At 72.9% G+C, this 17,591-nt stretch carries 19 protein-coding genes; 13 read left to right on the top strand and 6 right to left on the bottom strand.

The annotated features are described in order from the left end of the window. Positions 1–14 precede the first annotated feature (14 nt). Complete coding sequence (gene hisN / locus F5972_RS34940; protein ID WP_150940129.1) at positions 15–800, bottom strand: histidinol-phosphatase; 786 nt, start codon at positions 798–800, stop codon at positions 15–17. A gap of 98 nt (positions 801–898) precedes the next feature. Here hisN and F5972_RS34935 point away from each other — a divergent pair, with 98 nt between their 5' ends. Further along, positions 899–1,342: a DUF4442 domain-containing protein gene (locus tag F5972_RS34935; protein ID WP_150940127.1), complete on the top strand. Its 444-nt coding sequence runs from the start codon at positions 899–901 to the stop codon at positions 1,340–1,342. Positions 1,343–1,365: 23 nt separating this feature from the next. Here F5972_RS34935 and F5972_RS34930 read toward each other — a convergent pair whose 3' ends face one another. After that, the gene (locus F5972_RS34930) at positions 1,366–2,703 is read right to left on the bottom strand and encodes an aminotransferase-like domain-containing protein (RefSeq protein ID WP_150940125.1); all 1,338 of its coding nucleotides are present in this window, start codon (positions 2,701–2,703) and stop codon (positions 1,366–1,368) included. A gap of 124 nt (positions 2,704–2,827) precedes the next feature. Here F5972_RS34930 and F5972_RS34925 point away from each other — a divergent pair, with 124 nt between their 5' ends. Further along, the gene (locus F5972_RS34925; protein WP_150940123.1) at positions 2,828–3,478 is read left to right on the top strand and encodes a LysE family translocator; all 651 of its coding nucleotides are present in this window, start codon (positions 2,828–2,830) and stop codon (positions 3,476–3,478) included. A 27-nt stretch (positions 3,479–3,505) separates the two neighbouring features. On the opposite strand, the gene rsgA is transcribed toward F5972_RS34925, so the two are convergent. Continuing rightward, complete coding sequence (rsgA, locus tag F5972_RS34920; protein ID WP_150940121.1) at positions 3,506–4,558, bottom strand: ribosome small subunit-dependent GTPase A; 1,053 nt, start codon at positions 4,556–4,558, stop codon at positions 3,506–3,508. Between the two features lie 43 nt (positions 4,559–4,601). Continuing rightward, entirely contained in the window at positions 4,602–5,957 is a 1,356-nt protein-coding gene (gene aroA / locus F5972_RS34915; protein ID WP_150940118.1) for a 3-phosphoshikimate 1-carboxyvinyltransferase, read from the bottom strand. A gap of 87 nt (positions 5,958–6,044) precedes the next feature. On the opposite strand from aroA, the gene F5972_RS34910 reads away from it, so the two are divergent. Beyond that, the gene (locus F5972_RS34910) at positions 6,045–6,794 is read left to right on the top strand and encodes an SOS response-associated peptidase (RefSeq protein WP_150940116.1); all 750 of its coding nucleotides are present in this window, start codon (positions 6,045–6,047) and stop codon (positions 6,792–6,794) included. A 131-nt stretch (positions 6,795–6,925) separates the two neighbouring features. Then, positions 6,926–7,267 (top strand): TraR/DksA family transcriptional regulator, encoded by a 342-nt coding sequence (locus tag F5972_RS34905; RefSeq protein ID WP_150940114.1) that lies wholly within the window; start codon positions 6,926–6,928, stop codon positions 7,265–7,267. Positions 7,268–7,310: 43 nt separating this feature from the next. Here F5972_RS34905 and F5972_RS34900 read toward each other — a convergent pair whose 3' ends face one another. Next, positions 7,311–8,051 carry a class I SAM-dependent methyltransferase gene (locus F5972_RS34900; RefSeq protein ID WP_150940112.1) on the bottom strand — a complete coding sequence of 247 codons (741 nt, stop codon included), beginning with the start codon at positions 8,049–8,051 and terminating at the stop codon, positions 7,311–7,313. 302 nt (positions 8,052–8,353) lie between these two features. Here F5972_RS34900 and F5972_RS34895 point away from each other — a divergent pair, with 302 nt between their 5' ends. From F5972_RS34895 to F5972_RS34865, 7 genes are all read left to right on the top strand, one after another. Next, the gene (locus F5972_RS34895) at positions 8,354–8,995 is read left to right on the top strand and encodes a sigma-70 family RNA polymerase sigma factor (RefSeq protein ID WP_117408844.1); all 642 of its coding nucleotides are present in this window, start codon (positions 8,354–8,356) and stop codon (positions 8,993–8,995) included. Next, positions 8,992–9,258 carry a mycothiol system anti-sigma-R factor gene (gene rsrA / locus F5972_RS34890; protein ID WP_150940110.1) on the top strand — a complete coding sequence of 89 codons (267 nt, stop codon included), beginning with the start codon at positions 8,992–8,994 and terminating at the stop codon, positions 9,256–9,258. The genes F5972_RS34895 and rsrA overlap by 4 nt, the downstream gene beginning before the upstream one ends. A 103-nt stretch (positions 9,259–9,361) precedes the next feature. Continuing rightward, positions 9,362–10,279 (top strand): NAD-dependent epimerase/dehydratase family protein, encoded by a 918-nt coding sequence (locus F5972_RS34885; RefSeq protein ID WP_150940107.1) that lies wholly within the window; start codon positions 9,362–9,364, stop codon positions 10,277–10,279. Between the two features lie 306 nt (positions 10,280–10,585). Beyond that, positions 10,586–11,944, top strand: coding sequence for an HD-GYP domain-containing protein (locus tag F5972_RS34880; protein ID WP_150940105.1), 1,359 nt, complete (start codon positions 10,586–10,588; stop codon positions 11,942–11,944). Then, the gene (locus F5972_RS34875) at positions 11,941–13,224 is read left to right on the top strand and encodes an HD-GYP domain-containing protein (RefSeq protein ID WP_191910469.1); all 1,284 of its coding nucleotides are present in this window, start codon (positions 11,941–11,943) and stop codon (positions 13,222–13,224) included. Before F5972_RS34880 ends, F5972_RS34875 begins: the two co-directional genes overlap by 4 nt. A gap of 134 nt (positions 13,225–13,358) precedes the next feature. Beyond that, positions 13,359–14,693, top strand: coding sequence for an acetyl-CoA carboxylase biotin carboxylase subunit (locus F5972_RS34870; protein ID WP_150940103.1), 1,335 nt, complete (start codon positions 13,359–13,361; stop codon positions 14,691–14,693). Positions 14,694–14,724: 31 nt separating this feature from the next. Continuing rightward, the gene (locus F5972_RS34865; protein WP_150940101.1) at positions 14,725–14,937 is read left to right on the top strand and encodes a biotin/lipoyl-binding carrier protein; all 213 of its coding nucleotides are present in this window, start codon (positions 14,725–14,727) and stop codon (positions 14,935–14,937) included. A 40-nt stretch (positions 14,938–14,977) separates the two neighbouring features. On the opposite strand, the gene F5972_RS34860 is transcribed toward F5972_RS34865, so the two are convergent. Next, positions 14,978–15,355, bottom strand: coding sequence for a thioesterase family protein (locus F5972_RS34860; RefSeq protein ID WP_150940099.1), 378 nt, complete (start codon positions 15,353–15,355; stop codon positions 14,978–14,980). A 172-nt stretch (positions 15,356–15,527) separates the two neighbouring features. Between F5972_RS34860 and bsaP the strand changes: the two genes are divergently transcribed. Beyond that, positions 15,528–15,710 (top strand): biotin synthase auxiliary protein BsaP, encoded by a 183-nt coding sequence (gene bsaP / locus F5972_RS39625; RefSeq protein ID WP_150940096.1) that lies wholly within the window; start codon positions 15,528–15,530, stop codon positions 15,708–15,710. Positions 15,711–15,852: 142 nt separating this feature from the next. Then, on the top strand, positions 15,853–17,571 hold the full coding sequence (locus tag F5972_RS34850; RefSeq protein ID WP_150940094.1) for a serine/threonine protein kinase: 1,719 nt from the start codon (positions 15,853–15,855) through the stop codon (positions 17,569–17,571). Positions 17,572–17,591 lie beyond the last annotated feature (20 nt).

Genomic DNA, 17,591 nt, shown 5'->3' with positions numbered 1-17,591 from the left:
TCAGCGGGGGCCGTTCAGCGGGGGGACAGGCGCTTGAGCACCTCGTCGTGCAGCAGGCCGTTGGTGCAGACGAGGTTGCCGCCGTCGAGCGGGGAGGCGCCGTCGAGCGAGGTGCAGGAGCCGCCGGCCTCCTCCACGATGATCGTGAGGGCCGCCATGTCCCACGGCGACAGCTCGGGCTCGGCGGAGACGTCCACCGCGCCCTCGGCGACCATCATGTGCGACCAGAAGTCGCCGTAGCCGCGGCTGCGCCAGCACTCCCGGGTGAGGTCGAGGAACGGTTCGAGCCGCCCGGCCTTCTCCCATTCCTCCAGGTCGGAGAAGGAGAACGAGGCGTCGTCGAGCCGGCCCACCGACGAGACCTCGCAGCGGGACGCCTTGCTCAGGCTGCGGCCGGTCCACGCGCCGCCCCCCTTGGCGGCCCACCAGCGGCGGCCGAGCGCGGGAGCCGAGACCACGCCCGCGACGACCCTGCCGTGCTCCATCAGGGCGATCAGCGTGGCCCACACGGGCACCCCGCGGACGTAGTTCTTCGTCCCGTCGATCGGGTCGATCACCCACGAGCGCATGCCGTACCCGGTCGTGCCGAACTCCTCGCCCACGACGGCGTCGCGGGGGCGGGCGCGGCGGAGGGTGCCCCGGATCGCCTCCTCCACCGCCCGGTCGGCGTCGCTGACCGGGGTGAGGTCGGGTTTGGTGTCGACCCGCAGGTCGACGGCCTTGAAACGGCGCATCGTGATGTCGTCGGCGGCGTCGGCCATCAGATGCGCGAGGTTCAGGTCGTCGCGATACTCCGTCACAGGCTCCAAGGTATCGCGCCCTCATCGTTCGCATCGGCGGACGGATCACGCGGGCCGTACCAGTCGCTCGGGCCGTACCAGTCGGTAACATCTCGGTCATGGACATCGCCGCCTTCCTCCTCGACAGCGTCCCCTTCGCCCGGCTGCTCGGCATCACGTTCGACTCGGTCGGCCCCGGTACGGCGGTCGCCCGCATGGCCGACCGGGCGGACCTGCGCAACCACGTCGGCGGCCCGCACGCCGGCGCCCTGTTCACGCTCGCCGAGACGGCCTCGGGCGCGGCGATGCTGTCGGCGTTCGGCGACCAGCTCACCCGGGCTGTGCCCCTCGCGACCGGGGCGGCGATCCGCTACCTGAAGCTCGCCACGGGCGAGGTCACCGCCGCCGCCACCCTGCGGGCCGCGCAGGAGGAGGTCGTCGCGCGCCTGGACGCGGGCGAACGGCCCGAGTTCGAGGTCGGCGTCGAGATCCGGAACGCCGAGGGCGTCGTCGTCACCGAGATGACCGTCTCCTGGACCCTCCGCCTTAACCGGGCCACCTGAGCCGGTCCGCGTTCAGCCGGTGTTCAGTCCGCGAGGACCTCATCGGGGGAGGACCTGGCGAGCCGGGCGAGGGTGGCCAGGGCGGCGTCCAGCGTCTCCGCCGGAGGGGAGGCGAGGCCCAGGCGGACGGCGTTCGGCGCGCGGTAGTCGCCCACGGCGAACGCCGCCGCCGGGGTGACGCCGATGCCGTGCCGCGCCGCGGCGGCCACGAATGTGTCGGCCCGCCACGGGGGCGGCAGCTCCCACCAGCAGTAGTACGACCTCGGGTCGGCGCGCACCGCGAACCCGCCGAGACGACGCGCCGCGATCTCCTGCCGCGCCTCGGCGTCCCGCCGCTTGCCGCGGCCCAGCGCGTCCAGGACACCGTCCGCGGCGAGCCGGACCGCCGCGTCCAGCGCGAACCGCGACGGCGCCCAGCCTCCCGAGTGCAGCGCGGCGGTCACGGCGGGGACGACGGCCTCGGGTACGACGGCGAACCCGACGGTCAGGCCGGGCGCCACCCGCTTGGAGAGGCTGTCGACGCCGATCACGCGATCGGGCGCCAAGGCGGCGAGCGGGGGTAGTTCGGGCCGGAGGAACGACCAGACGCCGTCCTCGACCGCGGGCAGGTCCAGCCGCGCGAGCACGTCCGCGAGTTCGGCGCGGCGCTCGACCGGCATGGTGACCGACAAGGGGTTGTGCAGCGTCGGCTGGACGTAGACCGCCTTCAGCGGAGCCCGGCGCGCGGCGGCCTCGACGGCGCCGGGGACGAGGCCCGCCTCGTCGGTCGCCAGGGGCACGAGGGTGACCCCGAGCCGGGTCGCCATGGTCTTCAGGACGGGATAGGTGAGCTCCTCGACCCCCAGCCGCGCGCCGGGAGGGACCAGTGTGGCGACGGCGGCCGCGATCGCCTGGCGCGCGTTGCCGGCGAACAGCACCCGCGCGGGGTCCGGCCGCCGGCCCGCGTGGGCGAGCAGGTCCGCGACGACCTCGCGGGCGTCGGCGGTGCCCGCCGCGCCCACCGGCCGCAGGGACGCCTCCAGCAGGTCGGGGCGCAGCAGCCGCCGGATGCCGTCTCCCAGCAGAACGGCCTGCTCGGGGAGGAGGGGATGGTTGAGCTCCAGGTCGATCCGGGTGGCGCCGGGCTCGGCCAGGACCGTCCCGGCGCGCCGGGCGGAGGCGCGGACGAAGGTGCCCCGGCCCACCTCTCCGACGGTCAGGCCGCGCCGGGTCAGCTCGGCGTAGACCCGCGCCGCCGTGGACCCGGCGATGCCGCGCCGCCGGGCGAAGTCCCGCTGCGGCGGCAGCCGGTCGCCCGGCCTCAGCCGCCCGGCCGCGATGTCGGCGGCCACCTCGTCGGCCAACTTCCGGTAGTCGTCCACGATGCCCTCTTCTCAATTGCTCCGAGAGCAATATAAACATTGCACTCGATGAAGCGCGTGGAATAGCCTGAAAAAGCCTTCCGGACCGGCATCAGCGAATTTCCCGACGAAGAAGGCGGCATCGATGGTGGAACGGAACGCGGTGCTGGGCGTGGTGTCCGTGGCGCTCGGAATGGTGCTCTCCCCGGGCCCGAACATGATGTATCTCGTGTCGCGCAGCATCGGCCAGGGGCGCCGGGCGGGCCTGATCTCCCTGAGCGGGGTCGTCGCGGGCTTCCTCGTCTACCTGGCCGCCGCGAACCTCGGGCTGGCGGTGCTGCTCGCGGCGTTCCCGCAGGTCCTCGCCGTGATCCGGCTGGCCGGGGCGGCCTACCTGCTGTGGCTCGCCTGGCAGGCCGTCCGGCCCGGCGGCGTCTCGGTGTTCGCCGTACGGGACGTGCCGCCCGATTCGCCGCGGCGGCTTTTCACCATGGGCCTGATGACGAATCTCCTCAATCCGAAAATCGCCGTGCTGTATGTGTCCGTCATTCCGCAGTTCGTCGACGTGAGCCGGGGAGACGTGCTGCTCCAGGGCGTCGTTCTCGGCGGTCTCCAGATCGCGGTGGCCGCCACGGTGAACTCCTCGATCGTGCTGGCCGCCGGCGGCGTCGCGGGCTTCCTGGCACCCCGGCCGGGGTGGCTGCGGGCACAGCGGCTCGTCACGGGCGGGATGCTCGGAGCGCTCGCCGTCACGATCGCCGTCCCAGGCGGCGCGTCGCACCTGCTCGCGGGGTGACCGTCTCAGGCCCCGTTCAGGCCCCGGTCAAGCCTCGTCCCGGTCCTCGGCTTTGTCCTCGTCAGGGGCGCCCTCGCGGCTGGCGAGCAGCCGCCGCAGGGACTCCAGGCGTACGGGGTCGGCGTGCCCCTCGGCGACGTAGCCCACGAGCGCGCAGTCGTCCCCGAGATGGGTGCAGCCCTTGGGGCAGCCCGTCGTGGCGTCCACGAGATCGGGGAACGCCGCGAGCACGGTCTCCACCGAGACGTGGGCGAGCCCGAAGCTGCGCACCCCCGGCGTGTCGATGATCCAGCCGCCCTCGGGCAGTTCCAGCGCGACCGCCGAGGTGGAGGTGTGCCTGCCCCGGCCGGTGACCGCGTTCACGTGGGACACCGCCCGGCGGGCGTGCGGCACCAACGCGTTGACCAGGGTCGACTTGCCGACGCCCGAGTGGCCGACCAGCACGCTGATCCGGTCCGCGAGCGCCTCGGCCAGGTCGTCGAGCGCGCCGCCCCTGCGGACCACGACGTACGGCACGCCTAGGGGCTCGTACGACGCCACGAGACCGGCGGCGGGGGCGAGATCCGACTTGGTGAGGCACAGCAGCGGCTCGATATCGGCGTCGAAGGCCGCGACGAGCATCCGGTCGATCATCCGGGGCCGCGGCGGAGGATCGGCGAGCGCGGTGACGATCACCAGCTGGTCGGCGTTGGCGACGATGGGCCGCTCGATGTCGTCGGTGTCGTCGGCGCTCCGGCGCAGCATCGACGTCCGCTCCTCGACACGGACGACGCGCGCCAGCGTGTCGGGCTGCCCGGTCACGTCGCCCACCAGCGCGACGCGGTCGCCCACGACGATGCCCTTGCGGCCGAGCTCGCGCGCCTTCATCGCGACGACGAGCGTCCGCTCGCCCTTCCGCCGTCCGGACGTCCCGGCGCCGGGCACGCCCTCGCCGACCAGGCAGGTGTAACGCCCGCGGTCGACGGCCACCACGAAGCCCTCGACCGCCTCGCTGTGGGCAGGCCGGATCCGCGTCCGGGGCCGCGAGCCCTTGCCCGGCCTGATCCTGACGTCGTCCTCGTCGTAGCGTCGTCTGCTCAGTTCCCGCGCCCCGATCGTCCCAGTGCCGTCGGCGGTGTCACAATCAACGCCCCTCGCTGCCCAGCATCGCGGCCCACATGCGCGGGAACTCGGGCAGCGTCTTGGCGGTCGTCGCGATGTCCTCGACCTCGACGCCCGGCACGACCAGGCCGATGACGGCGCCAGCCGTGGCCATGCGGTGGTCGGCGTAGGAGTGGAAGACGCCGCCGGTCAGCGGCCGGGGACGGATCTCCAGGCCGTCGTCGGTCTCCCGGGCGTCGCCGCCCAGCCGGTTGATCTCCGTCGCGAGCGCGGCGATCCGGTCGGTCTCGTGGCCCCGGATGTGCGCGACGCCCCTGATGCGGGAGGGGCCCTCGGCCAGCGCGGCGAGCGCGGCGATCGTGGGCGTGAGCTCGCTGACGTCCCGCAGGTCGGCGTCGAGGCCGCGCAGGGACCCGGTGCCCGTCACCCGCAGGCCCTCCGGCACCCGCTCGACCCGCGCGCCCATCTCGGCGAGCAGCCCGCGCAGCGCGTCGCCGCCCTGCGTCGTCTCCTCCGGCCAGTCCGGCACGATGACGGAGCCGCCGGTGACCAGGGCGGCCGCGAGGAACGGCGCGGCGTTGGACAGGTCGGGCTCGACCGTGACGTCCTGGGCCCGGACCGGCCCGGCCTGCACCCGCCACACGTCGGTCTCGGTGTCGTCCACCTCGACCCCGGCCCGGCGCAGCATCTGCACCGTCATCTCGATGTGCGGCATCGAGGGGACGGGCGGGCCGTCGTGCCGCACGGTAACGCCCTTCTCGAAGCGCGCGCCGGCCAGCAGCAGGCCCGAGACCATCTGGGAGGAGACGGACGCGTCGAGGACGACCTCCCCGCCCGTGATCGGCCCGTGGATCGTGAACGGCAGCGCGTCGTTGTCGACCGACGCGCCGAGCGCGCGGAGCGCGCCGAGGATCGGGCCCATCGGGCGCTTGCGCGCGTGCGGGTCGCCGTCGAAGAAGACCGGGCCGTCGGCGAGCGCGGCGACCGGGGGCACGAACCGCATCACGGTCCCGGCCAGCCCGGCGTCGATCGACACCCCGCCGCGTACGGGACGGGGGGTGACGGACCAGTCCACGCTGTCGGCGCTCTCGTTGGACGGCGCCATCTCGGCGCCGAGCGCGCGCAGCGCCGCCGCCATGAGGTCGGCGTCGCGGCTGCGCAGCGCGAGCCGTACGGTGCCGGGGGCGTCGGCCAGCGCGGCGAGCACCAGCGCGCGGTTGGTCACCGACTTCGAACCGGGCAGGCGCACCGTCGCGCGGACCGGCCCGGCGGCCACCGGGGCGGGCCAGAGTGGCGCGGTGATGCTGTGCTCACTGACACTGTGCTGACGGGTGGCATGCGGCTCGGCGCCGCCGGACGCGGACTGCGGAGAGGCCATGCCGGCAAGCTTATCGGGACCCTCTCCGGCGGCCGTACGCCGCGCGGGGCCCGTCGGATCGGCGGTCTTTGTGCCAGTCTTGATGGCATGTGCGGGAGGTACGCGTCTGCGCGCAAGAAGCAGGAGTTGCTGGAGGAGTTCGAGGTCGAGCTGGACGGCGTGCCCGACCAGGAGTTGCGGCCCGACTACAACGTCGCGCCCACCAAGACCGTCTACGCGGTGATGTGCCGGGTGCCGAAGGACGAGGGCGGCGAGAGCGCCGGCGACCAGGCGGTGCGGCAGCTCCGGCTGGTCCGGTGGGGGCTCGTGCCCAGCTGGGCCAAGGATCCGTCCGTCGGCTCCCGGATGATCAACGCCAGGGTGGAGACGGTGGCGGAGAAACCGTCCTACCGCAGGGCGCTGAAGTCGCGCCGCTGCCTGCTGCCGGCGGACGGCTACTACGAGTGGATGCCGGTCGAGGGGAAGAAGAAGCAGCCCTTCTTCATCCACCCCGCCGACGGCGGCGTGCTCGCGATGGCCGGGCTGTACGAGTTCTGGAAGGACCCCGGCCGGGCGGACGACGACCCGCTGAAGTGGCTGTGCACCTGCACCGTGATCACCACCACGGCCGAGGACAAACTGGGCCGCATCCACGACCGCATGCCGATGATGGTCGAGCGGGAGCGCTGGGCCGAGTGGCTCGACCCCGGCGTCACCGATCCCACCGGGCTCCTCGTCCCGGCCGGCCCGGACCGGCTGGAGGCGTACGCCGTGTCCGACGTCGTGAACAACGTCCGCCACAACGGCCCCGAACTGGTCGAGCCCCTGGAAGGGGACGACGTCCCCAGGCTCTTCTGACGGGTGTAAGCGGCGCGCGAAGTGGGAATCCGTTCGGGAAGGCGGTCGCACGGAAAGTGACCGGCCGCTGACCGACCGGGAGACCGGGGGCTCCTGGGCGGATGACTCCCCACTCCCGGAGGTGCGGATTCGTGGATGTCGCGACCGCGCGTATGCGCCTGGAAAGCATGCTGCACGAGCTCGACCGGTCGATCGGCGTGCTGCGTGCGGGCACGGACGGGCACGGCGACCGGTACGGCGGGTCCTCCGCGGACGCGGGAGCCGGCCTCACCGACGCCGACCGTGCCCGGGCGATGCTCGACGCCGCGGCCCGGCAGCGTACGGCCGTGCTCGCCGCGCTGCGCCGGCTGGAGGACGGCGGTTACGGGCGGTGCGTCGACTGCGGGTCGGCCGTGCCGGAGGGCAGGCTGGAGGCCCGCCCCGAGGCGGCGCGCTGCGTGCAGTGCCAGTCCCGGGCCGAACGCCGGCGCTGACCGGGCGACCCGGCTGACCGGCCGGCTGATCGTTCCCCGGCGCTCAGGACGGCTTGCGCACGCTGGCCACCAGGTGGATCCCCACCGTGTCGTCGCCGTCCGCCTGGGTCTCGAGCTCGGTGCGCACCAGCCAGGACAGCGACCTGCTCTCCGTGCTCAGCACGTGGTCCACGGTGGACGGGGACAGTACGGTGCGCGGGCGCACCCACTCGACCTCCAGCCCGGCGCCGGTGACCAGCTCGCGCACCTGCTGGGTGGTGAAGCAGCGCGTGATGCTGCCGTCCGGCCAGGGGATCAGCATGACCTCCCCGGTCTGGCACAGGTGGGCCCAGTAGTTCTGCTCGGCCAGGATCGCCATCCCGAGGACCAGTGAGTCGACGCACAGCAGCGCCCGCCCGCCGGGCCGCAGCACCCTGGCGACGTCCTCCACGACCGACTCCGCCATGATCTCGACCGACAGCACGCGCTCCTCGGCGATGACGCCGTCCACGCTGCCGTCGGGCAGGAAGCCCAGATCGTCGGCGCGCACCTTCTGGATGCGCTCGGAGGCGTCGCGCAGCCACGGATCCGCCGGCCTGCGGAAGTCCACGACCTCGACCACCCGGTGCCCGGCGCGCGCCGCCTGGGCCGGCCACCGCCCTCGTCCGCCGGACAGGTCCAGCAGCAGCGAGGGGCGGGCGGGCAGCCACCGCCGGAGCTGCTCGGCGACCACCGCGTGGTAGAAGGTCCAGTACGGCCCGAGTGTGCCCGAGCCGTTGAGTTCGTTGGCCGGTATAGGCAGCACGAGCGGCTCCTGCACTCTGGCCGTCCCCGCGCACGCGCGTGGAACGGCGAAACTCGGTCTCCGGGCCACCTCGGTCGTGTCCGGCACGCGCACGCGACGGACGGCACTGGCCGGACACTCCCTCGCCGGTGCCTGGTTTTTTCCCCGCACCGGGTCGTTCGTCACCTCAATCTGCACCGGGAACAGACTCTACGCCCGCCCTGTTGCAGTTGTGCATGAAGACGTTGGTGCTGTCAGAAGGCCTCGACTGGCCCGGCCTGGGCGGACCGGTATCCTCGGCTGGGTACGGCGTCCTGAAGGGGGTGGGTCCGGTCTCCAAGACAGCCGAGGAGACTCTGGAGCAGCGCAGCGAGCGGTTCGAGCGCGACGTCATGCCGTTTCTCGACCAGCTCTACTCCGCCGCGCTCCGGATGACCCGTAATGCAGCGGATGCGGAGGACCTCCTGCAGGAGACCTTCGCCAAGGCCTTCGCCTCCTTCCACCAGTTCCAGGAGGGGACGAACCTCAAGGCCTGGCTCTACCGCATCCTCACCAACACCTTCATCAACAGCTATCGGAAGAAGCAGCGGGAGCCCAAGCAGGCGGGCACCGAGGAGATCGAGGACTGGCAGCTGGCGCGGGCGGAGTCGCACACGTCCAGCGGGCTGAAGTCGGCCGAGATCGAGGCGCTTGAGCATCTTCCCGACAGTGACGTGAAGGATGCTCTCGCCGCACTTCCCGAGGAGTTCCGCATCGCCGTCTACCTGGCGGACGTGGAGGGCTTCCCGTACAAGGAGATCGCCGAGATCATGGGCACGCCCATCGGGACCGTGATGTCGCGCCTCCACCGCGGCCGCCGGCAGCTCCGCAACCAGCTCGAGGACTACGCGCGCGAGCGCGGCCTCGTACGGCCGGACTCCCGCGGTGCGGATCAGGGCGGGACGGTTGGCGAGGAGGAGCGATGAGCTGCGGGAAACACCATGACACGCCGTGTGGAGAGGTGCTCGACAAGGTCTACACCTACCTGGACGGCGAGCTCGACAACAACCGGATCGCCGAGATCAGGAAGCACCTCGACGAGTGCGGCCCCTGTCTTGAGGAATACGGCCTCGAAGAGGCCGTCAAGCGTCTCGTCGCCAAGCACTGCGGGTGCGACCCCGTGCCGCAGGACCTGCGGGCCAGGGTCCTGACCCGCATCCAGCAGGTCCGCGCCGAGATGGCCGACTAGGCCGCGTCCCCTGGGCAGTGAGAGGACCGGGCGCAGTGCGAGGCCCGGGCCGCGGCGCGGCCCGTTAGGATCTTCCCCGTACGGGGCCGGGAGGGGGCGGGGCATGCGTGCGCTGGTCACGGGCGGAGCGGGCTTCATCGGGTCGACCCTCGTCGACCGGTTGCTCGCGGACGGCCACGAGGTCGCGGTGGTGGACGACCTGTCGTCCGGGCACACGCGCAACCCCGGCTCCCCCCTGCACGTGATGGATGTGCGTGACCCCGCGCTCGCGGAGGTCGCCGCGCGCTGGCGGCCGGAGGTCGTCTGCCACCTCGCCGCGCAGATCAGCGTCCGCAGGAGCGTCGCCGACCCGCTGACCGACGCCTCGGTCAACGTCGAGGGCACGGTGAACGTCCTCGAGGCCGCCCGCCGCGCCGGCGCCCGCAAGGTCGTTTACGCCTCCTCGGTGGCGGTCTACGGCAGGCCGGCCGTCATCCCGGTCCCCGGCGACGCGCCCACCGATCCCCGTTCGCCGTACGCCGCCTCCAAGCTCGGCGGCGAGCTCTACCTCGCGACCTACCGCGCGCTGCACGGCCTCGAATACACCACGCTCGTGCTGTCGAACGTCTACGGGCCGCGCCAGTCGCCCGAGGGCGAGGCCGGGGTGGTCGCCATCTTCACCGACGCGCTGCTGACCGGGAAACCCACGGTCGTGTACGGCGACGGCGCCCAGACCCGCGACTACGTGTTCGTCGACGACGTGGTGGACGGCTTCGCCCGCGCCTGCGGCGCCGGCGGCGACGGCCGCCGGTTCAACCTCGGCACCGGCGTCCGGACCACCGACCGGGAGCTGCACACCCTGGTCGCCGCGGCGGCGGGCGTCCCCGACGAGCCGCGCTTCGAGCCCTCTCGGCTCGGCGACCTCCCCGACATGGCCGTCGACCCCGTGCCCGCGCTGGAGGGCCTCGGCTGGCGTCCCCGCCACGACCTGGCCACCGGCCTGAAGGCCACCGTCGAATGGGCCCGCGAGGCGTCGGCCTGACCGTGTCGATCTCCTGCAATTGCACGCGGTGTGATTGCTTGGTTACGTTTTGGCTGCGATGGTCGCGACATCCCGGACCGGCCCGCGCCCCTTCTGTAGCCTGAGGACGCAATCGACGTGGAGGCGGCGCAATGTTTGGGAAGACCGTCGTCAGGCTGACAGTGGCGCTGGCGCTGCTCACTCCGGTGGTCGCTCTGGTCGGCCTCGCTGCCGGCACCCCGGGGATCTCCTGGACGTAGTCACTGCCTGTGGGCCGGTCACGGACGGCCGGCCCACAGGTCCGATCCGCATTCGAGGTGGCCGCCAATGCGGGAACTTCCGTGGCCCGCCAGGGTCTATTTCGCCGCGCTCGTCGGGACCGCCGGCGTCGTGATCGCGCGCGGCCTGCTCGCCCGGCACGGGCTCACGCCGGAGGACTGGTCGACGCTCCTCGTCCTCGCACTGCTGTTCCTGCTGTGCGAGTCGGTGCCGACGCTGCTCAGCGTGCCGAACGTCGCCGTTTCGGTGAGCTTCTCCGCCGCCCTGGCCGCCGTGGTGCTCGTCGGCCCGGAGGGGGCCGCCCTGGTGGGGCTGGCGGCGGTGGTGAGCGCCCGCCCCGGCCTGGAGCTGGTGAAGCGGCTGTTCAACGGCGCGCAGTACGCACTGTGCGGATACGCCGCCGGATGGGCCTACGAGAGCGCGGGCGGGGTGCCCGGGCTGCCCGAACCGGCCGACTTCCCGGGCGTGCTCGTGCCGTACGCCGCCGCGACGGCGGCCTTCGTCGCCATGAACTTCGCGCTCACGGCGGTCATCCTGCGGCTCGCCACCGTGGTGCACCGCGACCAGGTCTCGCTCCGCGTGATGGTGCAGTTCCTCAGCTCCTACGTCGGCTTCGCCACCTTCGGCCTGCTGATCGCGGCCCTGTGGTCGACCGTGCAGTCGATCTCCGCCGTGCTCGTGCTGCTGCCGCTGTTCGTGGCCCGGTGGGCGCTCGGGCACTACCACGCCGAGCAGCGCGCGTACGACGCGACCATCGCGGCGCTGTGCCAGGCGGTGGAGACCAAGGACTACTACACGCGCGGGCACTGCACGCGGGTCTCCGCGGCCTCGTCCATGATCGCCGAGGAGATCGGCATGGGCACCGAGCGGCTCCGCGCGATCCGGTACGCCGGGATGCTGCACGACGTCGGCAAGCTCGGCGTGCCGACCAAGGTGCTGCAGAAGGAGGGCCGGCTCACCGAGGAGGAACTCGCCGCGATCCAGCTGCACCCGATGCGCGGGCTGGAGATCGTGCGGGGCATCGACTTCCTCGACGAGGCGTTCGCCGGGATCATGCACCACCACGAGCGGCACGACGGCAAGGGCTACCCGATGGGGCTAGCCGGGCCGGAGATCCCGGAGTTCGCCCGGATCATCGCGGTGGCCGACGCCTTCGACTCCATGACCTCCGACCGTTCGTACCGGAAGGCCAAGCCGATCGAGGTCGCGGTGGCCGAGCTGCGCAAGAACGCGGGGACGCAGTTCGACCCCGACATGGTGGCCCGGTTCGTCAGGGCGCTCGACCGGCACGGGTGGCAGCCGGCCCAGCCGGCGCCCGTCCCGCCGGACGACGCCGCCGCCGTGGAGACCACGGCCAAGGACCACGACGACCCGACGACCCCGATCCAGGTGGTGTCGGAGCGGTGAGGACACGCAGGCCTGCCACCGCGCAGCTGGGGCTCGACTCGGGTCAGCTCCTGCTGATCTGCGCGGCCGGGATGCTGACCGTGGCGGGGATCGCCCACACCGCGGCGCACGGGCTGACCGACGCGCGGGTCGCCATCGGGTTCGGCGCGCTCATCGCGGCCGGAGAGCTGGCCCGGCTCACCATGCCGGGCAACCGCGAGGTCGCGCCGATCTCCACCGCGGCCTCCCTCGGCTACGCCCTGCTGCTCGACGTCGGCGGGCGGCCCGCGGGCCACTCGGCCCTGGAGGTCGTGGCGGTGATGTCGGTCGGCATGATCGCCGGCGGGCTGCCGCATCTGGCGGTCGGCCGGCCGCCGCGCCTCGACGCGATGGCCCGCAGGCTGCTCGCCGGGTCGCTGCTCGCGTTCGCCTACCGGCCGCTGACCGGCTCGCTGGAGGCGATCGCCCGGGACACCGGCGAGGGCAACTGGTGGCCGGCGCTGGGGGTGATGGCCGTGCTGGTCACGGTCATGCTGGTGGCCGACGTGGTGATCGCGGCCATGCTCCGGGCCAACCAGGTGAGGACGGCGTTCGCCGTCGCCGTGCGCGACGAGATCAGGATGGCCGCGCCGCTCGGCGCCGCCGTCGCGGCGTCGGGCATCCTGCTCGCGCTCGCCTCGCACAGCATGGACATGACCGCCCTGCCCGCGTTCGCCGCGCCGCTGCTCGTCACACAGGTGGCCTTCCGCAAGTACGCCGGCATCCGGGCGACCTACCTGCAGACCGTGCGCGCGCTGAGCCGGGTCACCGAGGTCGGCGGATACGTGGAGCCTGGCCACTCGCGCCGCGTCAGCCGGCTGTCGGTCGCCGTCGGACGGGAACTCGGCATGTCGGAGCCCCAGCTGCTGGAGCTGGAGTACGCCGCGCTCATGCACGACATCGGCCAGCTCTCGCTGCGTGATCCGATCCCCGGCGGGGCCACGGTGCTGGCCGACGCCGATCAGGCCCGGCGGATCGCCGGCCTGGGCGCCGAGGTGATCAGGAAGACCGGCGTGCTGCACGGCGTGGCGGAGATCGTCCGGCGGCAGTGCGACACGCTCGGCGAGTCGCCCCCGACGGCCAGCCGGATCATCAGGGCCGCGAACGCGTACGACGACCTCGTGGGCGCATCGACCGACCGGGACAGGGCGGCGGCCGCGCTGGAGCGGCTGCGCCTCGACGGTGGCTCGGCCTACGATCCCGGCGTGGTGGAGGCCCTGGCGCGCGTCGTCGACCGGCTCGTGCTCGTTACCCGGTTGTAGCAGACGTAACACTGCGGCACCGCCGGCGGCACGCCGATGTCATCATCGTTGTCGCGACCCTACAGATTCGCCCGCCGGGTTCAGTCGGAACGGGCGGGGGGAGCCGGGCGGGTGATCCGCCTAGAGTTGGCTGCGTGCTCGACTCAGTTCTGATCGCCAATCGCGGGGAAATCGCCCGGCGGATCATCCGTACGGTCCGGGGAATGGGGCTGCGCGCGGTCGCGGTCCACTCCGAGGCGGACGCCGACCTGCCGTTCGTCCGCGAGGCGGACGACGCCGTGCTCCTCGGCCCGGCGAACCCGGCCCAGAGCTATCTCGACATCGACAAGGTCCTCCAGGCCGCCCGTACGACGGGGGCGCGGGCGGTCCACCCCGGTTACGGGTTCCTCGCGGAGAACGCCGCGTTCGCCCGCGCGGTGATCGACGCCGGGCTCGTCTGGATCGGCCCGGACCCCGAGGCCGTCGAGCGGATGGGCGACAAGATCAACGCCCGGAACCTGATGGAGGCGGCGGGCGTCCCGGTCGCCGCCGGGACCAGGGAACCGGTGTCCGACCTCGCGCAGGCCGAGCGGGCCGCCAAGGAGATCGGCTACCCCGTCATGGTCAAGGCGTCCGGCGGGGGCGGCGGGATCGGCATGGGCGTCGCCCGCGACGACGACTCGCTGGCGAAGGCCTTCGAGCAGGCCTGCCGGGCGGCCGCCCGGTTCGGCGGCGAGCCGGCCATCCTGCTGGAGCGGTACGTCGAGCGGGCCAGGCACGTCGAGGTGCAGATCCTCGGCCTCGCCGACGGCAGGGTGGTCGCACTGGGCGAGCGGGACTGCTCGGTCCAGCGGCGGCACCAGAAGGTCGTGGAGGAGAGCCCGTCCCCCGGCGTCACCCCGGAGCTGCGTGAGCGGATGCTCGCCGCGGCCGTACGGGCGGGGGAGGCGGTGGCCTACCGCGGCGCGGGCACGGTCGAGTGCCTGGTGGACGCCGACGCCCAGGACTTCGTCTTCCTGGAGATGAACACCCGCCTCCAGGTGGAGCACCCCGTCACCGAGCTGGTCACCGGCCTCGACCTGGTGGAGCACCAGATCCGGATCGCCGCCGGGGAGGTCTACTCCGTCGAGCCGCGGAGCAGCGGCCACGCGATCGAGTTCCGCGTCTACGCCGAGGACCCCCGCCGGTTCCTGCCCGGCCCTGGCAAGATCGGTGTGTGGGAGGAGCCGGAGGGCGAGGGGGTGCGGGTCGACTCGGGCTACACCGCGGGCAACACGGTCACGCCGTTCTACGACCCGCTGATGGCCAAGCTCTGCGTCACCGGCGCCACCCGCGAGGAGGCGCTGGAGCGGGGGCGGGAGGCCGTCGGGGCGTTCCGGGTCGAGGGTCCCAAGCACAACCTGCCCTTCTGCGCCGAACTGCTCGATCATCCCGAGTTCGTGAGCGGGGACTACGACACCGGTCTGGTCTCCCGGATGAGAAAATCCTGATCTGCTGAATCGTGTTGAGGGGAGTGTCCGGGTGGCCGAGGTACACGCCGAGATGGTGGCGAACGTCTGGAAGATCGTCGTGAGTGAGGGCGACGTCGTCGACGAGGGCGACACGCTGGTGATCCTGGAGTCGATGAAGATGGAGATCCCGGTCCTCAGCGAGGACCCGGGGACCGTCACCAAGATCCAGGTCAAGGAGGGCGACGTCGTCCAGGAAGGCGACCTCATCGCCGTGGTCGAGTGAGCTGATCGGACTGGTGTGATCGGGCGGTTCGGAGACGGGCTCAGAGGCGGGCGAGGAAGCGCTCGCGGTCGACGACGACCCGCTCGATCGTGCCGGTGGCCACCAGGGCGCCTGCCTCGTCGGCGGCGCTGACGGAGAAGACGAGGCGCCTGCCGTCCACCTCCGTGAGTTCGGCGACGATCTCGACGTGCGCGCCGACGGGGCTGGGCAGGCGGTGCTCGATCAGCACCCTGGTCCCCACCGAGGTCCGCCCGGGCTCCAGGTGCCGCTGGACGGCCTCGACCGTGGCGCCCTCGGCGAGCGCGAGCAGCCGGGGGGTGCCCAGCACCGGCACGTCGCCGCTGCCGACCCGGATGGCCGTGTCCTCGTGCTCGACCACGATGCGGACCTCGGCGCGCAGACCCGGAGCGAGACTCATGCCGTCAGCCTATTGGGTCGCCCTCCGATCGGAACCGGTCGCAACTTTTCGCGGCGCGGATACGTCTTAGGGAGAGGCGTCCCAAGGAGCGGCGCCTCGGACAGTGATGTCTTGAGCAGTGGTGTCTCAAGGAGGGGGAAGAGCAGGCGGCCACCGGCTAGGGTGATGCACTGTGGACCTCTTCTGCGATCACTGCGGCCGTCCGGCCGAGGACGGTGATCACGCGGCCTGTCCGGCCGCGAGGGAGATGGAGCCACCGCGCTACTGCCCGCAGTGCGGCCGGCGACTGGTCGTCCAGGTGACGCCCAGGAACTGGTCGGCCCGGTGCTCGGTGCACGGTGTTAGGGGCGGATAACAGGTAAGCTCGACATCCGGCCCCCGAGCCCGGAGCCCTCGCCTAACGGGGTTCCGTGATCCTGTCGTTATCTTCCCGCGACGCGAGCCTGCTTTGTTGGACACCTTCGGGGGTCGAGTGACTTAGGGGGTACGGGGCGCAAATGGTGGCCCAAGGGATGACCCTGGCCGGGCGCTACCGGTTGGACGCCCGGCTCGGCGCCGGGGGCATGGGCGAGGTGTGGCGTGGTGAGGACACTGTCCTCGCGCGCACGGTCGCGGTCAAGGTGCTGCTTCCCGGCCGCCTCGACGACCCCGGATTCGCCGTGCGCTTCCAGGGCGAGGCGCGGGCGATGGCGACCGTCAACCACCCCGGCGTCGTCGACGTCTACGACTACGGTGTGACCGACGTCCCCGGCGACGGCTCCACGGCGTACCTCGTGATGCGGTTCGTGGACGGAGAGCCGCTCGACCGCCTGCTGACCCGGATCGGCCGCATCGGTCCCGAGCCGGCGATGGAACTCATCGCGCAGGCCGCCTCCGCGTTGCAGGCCGTGCACGAGCGGGGGATCGTGCACCGGGACATCAAGCCCGGCAACCTGCTCGTCCGCCCGGACGGCGCGCTGGTGCTCACCGACTTCGGCATCGCCCGCGCCGACTCGGGCAGCCGCCTCACCGACGCGGGCATGGTGCTCGGCACCGCGGCCTACTGCGCTCCCGAGCAGGCCGAGGGGGCTCCGGTCACGCCCGCCGTCGACATCTACGCCCTGGGCGTGGTGGCGTACGAGTGCCTGGCCGGGCAGCGCCCCTTCGACGGTGACTCGCCGGTGACGATCGCGCTCAAGCACATCCGCGAGGAGCCGCCGCCGCTGCCGCCGGACGTGCCGCCCGCGGTGCGGGCCGTCGTCGAGCGGGCCATGTCCAAGGACCCGGCGCTCCGCTGGCCGTCGGCCGCCACGATGAGCCAGGCGGCCCGGCAGGCGGTGCAGCCCGGTGCCGGAATACACGGTGCCGGAATACACGGTGCCGGAATACACGGCACCGGTGCTGTGATTCCCGGCGCCGGCATGACCGGTGCGGTCTCCCGGGCGATGGCCGCCCCCGGCTCGCCGACGGCGGCCGAGGCCGGCCCCTACCCGGGCGGGCCCGAGCCGGTCCCCTCCACCGGCCACACCTACCGCGTCACCCGCGAGTCGTGGGACGACGCCCCGGCCGTGCCGCCGGCGACCGTCGCGACGCCGCAGCAGGGCACCCGGACGTCGCGGCGCGCGGCGGCGAGAGACGCCGCCCAGCGGTCCCGGAGGGGCCGTGGGCTGCCGCTCGCGGCCGGAGTGGCGGGAGTGGCCGTCGTCGGGGCTCTGGCCGTCGCGGGGATCAACATGGCCTCGGCCGGGTCCGGCGCGCCCGAACCCTCGAACACGGGGCCTCTCATCGTGGAGACCCCCACACCCAGCCCGTCGCCGTCCCGCTCCCCCCGGCGTCCCCGCAGGACGCCCACCCCGGCGGTGTCCGTGCCGCAGGTGGTGCCCAGCTCGTCCAGGCCGACGCCGACCCCGACGCCCACTCCGTCGCCGAGCCCGTCCGCCTCTCCCACGCCCTCTCCCTCGCCGAGCCCGTCCGAGGACCTCGTCGAGGTCCCGTCCGTCGTGAAGGTCACCGAGAGCGTCGCGCTGGCGCGGATCAACAAGATGGGCCTCAAGCCCAGAGGCACCACGACGGGTGAGGGCAAGTGCCGGGGCCTCGTCGTCAGCCAGAGCCCGGCCGCCGGGACGAGGAAGCCCGAGGGCTCGGTGGTCAAGTTCGTCGTGGAGCTGAAGCCCTGTCCGTCCGCCTCGCCCAGCGCCACGCCGAGCGCGTCCCCGGCCCGGACGCCCGCCCCCTGACGGGCACGCCCCGCCCGCCG

The sequence above is a fragment of the Microbispora cellulosiformans genome, from assembly GCF_008728085.1.
Lineage (GTDB): Bacteria > Actinomycetota > Actinomycetes > Streptosporangiales > Streptosporangiaceae > Microbispora > Microbispora amethystogenes.
Note: the sequence above shows the minus strand (reverse complement) of the source record. Positions and strands in the feature narration are given on the sequence as shown.

Excerpts from the sequence above, each read along its gene's own strand:
- F5972_RS34935 (WP_150940127.1), top strand. The coding sequence starts at position 899 with ATGGACATCGCCGCCTTCCTCCTCGACAGCGTCCCCTTCGCCCGGCTG.
- F5972_RS34925 (WP_150940123.1), top strand. The coding sequence starts at position 2,828 with ATGGTGGAACGGAACGCGGTGCTGGGCGTGGTGTCCGTGGCGCTCGGA.
- aroA (WP_150940118.1), bottom strand. The coding sequence starts at position 5,957 with ATGGCCTCTCCGCAGTCCGCGTCCGGCGGCGCCGAGCCGCATGCCACC.
- F5972_RS34910 (WP_150940116.1), top strand. The coding sequence starts at position 6,045 with ATGTGCGGGAGGTACGCGTCTGCGCGCAAGAAGCAGGAGTTGCTGGAG.
- rsrA (WP_150940110.1), top strand. The coding sequence starts at position 8,992 with ATGAGCTGCGGGAAACACCATGACACGCCGTGTGGAGAGGTGCTCGAC.
- F5972_RS34885 (WP_150940107.1), top strand. The coding sequence starts at position 9,362 with ATGCGTGCGCTGGTCACGGGCGGAGCGGGCTTCATCGGGTCGACCCTC.
- F5972_RS34880 (WP_150940105.1), top strand. The coding sequence starts at position 10,586 with ATGCGGGAACTTCCGTGGCCCGCCAGGGTCTATTTCGCCGCGCTCGTC.
- F5972_RS34860 (WP_150940099.1), bottom strand. The coding sequence starts at position 15,355 with ATGAGTCTCGCTCCGGGTCTGCGCGCCGAGGTCCGCATCGTGGTCGAG.
- F5972_RS34850 (WP_150940094.1), top strand. The coding sequence starts at position 15,853 with ATGGTGGCCCAAGGGATGACCCTGGCCGGGCGCTACCGGTTGGACGCC.